Below are 3174 nucleotides of genomic sequence, written 5' to 3'. Positions count from 1 at the left end.
CGAGCCGCTTCGCCCGCGTGTTCAGGCCGGCAATAGACTGGAGCGTGGTCGGCTTGACGGCGTCGTTGGGGACCAGAATCGGGACAAGCTCTCCCTTATTGACGTGGAACGAGAAGTCCCAGACTACCTGGAGATTGCCGTGGAAGACGTTAAGGTGGGAGATAGAGAGCATGGCAGGCACATCCGTATCAAAATGCGTCGATGTCACCAAGATAGGTGTCGATAACCCGCTGGTTGTTCACGACATCATGCGGGTAGCCGTCGGCAATCTTCTCGCCATGGTCAAGGACCACGATACGGTTTGAGACACCCATAATAACGCTCATGACATGTTCGATGATTAGAATAGAGGTTCCGCCATCCCGGATCTTTCGGATCAGTTCTACGGCTTCGCTGCTCTCTTTCGGGTTGAGCCCGGTGGTGAGCTCGTCAAGGAGGAGGAGTTTTGGATGGCTTGCAAGCGCGCGGGCCAGCTGGAGGCGTTTGAGCTCGACAACATTGAGATACCGCGTCAGGGTTCCGGTCTTCTCCTCCGGAAAATTGACGAAGGATAGGATTTTTTGGGCCTCAGCTCGGGCTTCCCTCATATCAGGGGAACGGGTGTTCCCGAACAGAACACCAATCATCACACACTGCTCTGCGCTCAGGTTCGGGAACGATTCGGCGATCTGGAATGTCTTGGCGATTCCCTTCCGACAGATCCGGTCTGCAGTCATCCCTGTGATATCTTCATTGAGGAATGAGACCGTCCCAGCAGTCGGGGGAAGCATACCGGCAATGATATTGAGGAGCGTGGTCTTACCGGCACCGTTCGGGCCCACGAGCCCGACAATCTGGCCGGGGCTCATCGAGAGATCGACATTGTTCACTGCGGTCAGTCCGCCGATCTGCTTGGTGACACCGGAGAGGGAGAGCATGGAGATCACGGAAAGTAACTAATGTCATATGTTAGCATAGTGCATAATAAAAGATACCCGTGCACCACCCCGCAACATTTCAAATATGTTATATGTTAGCATGCTGCAATCTAACACGGTACAATGTTTGGGTTACCGGATTTGACTGTCATTATCGTTGGCGGGGTTGTGCTCGTCATCATTGCTGCATTGCTGTACTGGGGATTAACCTTTAAGGAGAACGGCTTATGAGTGACATGACCACAGTTGTCCTTGTGGCAGTGTATTTCCTCGGACTGGTCGGGATTGGCATCTGGGCCTCGAAGAAGATTCACAACATGGAGGACTATGTCGTTGCTGGCAGGTCGCTCGGGTTCTGGGTCTTTACCCTGCTCATGATAGGATCGGTCTGCTCGGGCATGTCGCTCCTCGGGGTCTCGGGGCTTGGCTATAAGTTTGCCTGGCCAACAATCTGGGAGCAGATCGCCGTCCCGCTCTCCATTGCGTTCTGTATCATCTTCTTTGGCGTGAAGATGTACGCGGTGGCAAAAAAATCCGGTTACATAACCGTACAGGACTACCTTGCCCACAGGTTCGAGAGCAACACCGCACTCCGGGGCCTTTCCGCTGTCTCGGGCATCGTTGTCTCCATGATATACTTGGCCGGCCAATACACCGCGGTTAGTATTGTCCTGATGTGGCTCTTCAAGATCCCCCATCTCTGGGCACTCCTGATCGGCGCGGCTATTGTCACGATTTACACGGTCATTGGCGGGTTATATGCCGTGTCGTGGACAACACTCGTGCAGGGCATCATCCTTATTGCAGGCGTCCTCATTATGGCACCCATTGTCATCATGGCAGCTGGGGGGTTCACACATGTCAACGAAGTCATGGCATCTATCAACCCCACAAATGTTGACCCATGGGTTGCCGGGGGTGTCTTCAGCCCCGAATACGTAGTATCGTTCTTCCTGCTCCTCACCATCGGTCTTTCCTGTGCCCCGCATGTTATCAACAACGTGCTTGCGGTCAAAGATAGCTCGTACTTCAAGTGGGCGCCGATCATCGCGTTCGTTGTATACGGCATCGTGATGTTCCTCTTAAAGTTCGCGGGGTTCGCCGGGATGTCCATGGTCAAGGAAGGCCTCATTGTCCTGCCGGATGTCAAGAACGCATCAGATTACATCTTCGTTGCCGGGATCGAGTACGCGCTGCCAAGCGTCCTTTTATGGGGGATCCTCGGGGTCATTATCCTTGCTGCGGTCATGTCCACGACCGACCGTCTCATGCTCACCATCGGAACATACTTTTCGTGGGATATTTACAAGAAGATCTTAAAACCCGATGCACCGGACAAGCAGGTCCTTCTCGTGAGCCAGCTCTCGGTACTGGGTGCCGCTGTCCTTACGCTCCTGATGGCCATCAGCCCGCCGGACATGCTCGTCTGGCTCATCTGGGCCGGTATCGGGATCATGTTCGCCACATTTGCAGTGCCCCTGCTCGCTGGATTGTACTGGAGGGGAGCTACCCGAGAAGGCGCCCTCGCCTCGATGGCGCTTGGCCTGATTGCCGCTCTGTTCTTCGGAGGCCTGAGTTACTTCAAGATCAAGCTCTTTGTCATGCCCATGCACTTCTCGTTCTATGCCTTTGTCATCTCGCTCGTTGCGATGATCGTCGTCAGTATGGTGACAAAGAAGACCTCGGAAAAGGTGCTGGACGAGACCATGACCGGATGGTATATCCGGCGATAACCTTTTTTTCGGGGCGATGAGTAATGGCCGCTTTACATGGAATGCAAAGAAACCTTTTTTCTTCCTCCCGGGAAAGGAGTGTAAAGCGAGAAACGGTGATTCCTGTTGCGTTCCTGTCCTTCCTGCGGTGCACCAGCAAAACCTGCTGATAAATTCTGCGGCCAATGTGGTACGCCGCTTGGGACGTATGCTGATACCAATGGGAATGAGAAGCCCTCCCATCCCCCGGTCTTTTCAAAAACAATCCTTTTTGTTATCCTTGCAATCAGTATCATCATTGCCATAGCTGCCGGTGCTTTCTTCCTGAAAAACTCAGGAAATTCAATGGGAGACCAGATCGTGGCAAACCATACTCCGGCATCCTTTGTCATTATCGAGACCGAAGTACCGTTGCCATCAGTCCCCACAACCCCCTCAACAACCGCAACCCCATCACCAACTACAATCCTGACAACCGTGACGACCCCCAAATATGGGATCTGCCCCACCGACCGGAGGCTTTGCGGCACGAACTGTACAGACAC

The 3174-nt window shown here is 53.6% G+C and carries 3 protein-coding genes; 2 read left to right on the top strand and 1 reads right to left on the bottom strand.

The window, feature by feature from the left end; translation table 11 throughout:
• Window positions 1-188: 188 nt before the first annotated feature.
• Window positions 189-917, bottom strand: coding sequence for an ABC transporter ATP-binding protein (locus CW742_RS09495; protein ID WP_292419630.1), 729 nt, complete (start codon window positions 915-917; stop codon window positions 189-191).
• 227 nt (window positions 918-1144) lie between these two features.
• Between CW742_RS09495 and CW742_RS09490 the strand changes: the two genes are divergently transcribed.
• Complete coding sequence (locus CW742_RS09490) at window positions 1145-2650, top strand: sodium:solute symporter (RefSeq protein WP_292419627.1); 1506 nt, start codon at window positions 1145-1147, stop codon at window positions 2648-2650.
• Between the two features lie 105 nt (window positions 2651-2755).
• Window positions 2756-3174 (top strand): zinc ribbon domain-containing protein (locus CW742_RS15490; RefSeq protein WP_369333016.1); only part of this gene is annotated, 419 nt, incomplete at its 3' end.

The organism is Methanoregula sp., from assembly GCF_002835825.1.
GTDB lineage: Archaea > Halobacteriota > Methanomicrobia > Methanomicrobiales > Methanospirillaceae > Methanoregula.
This window is presented reverse-complemented; position numbering and strand designations above follow the sequence as displayed.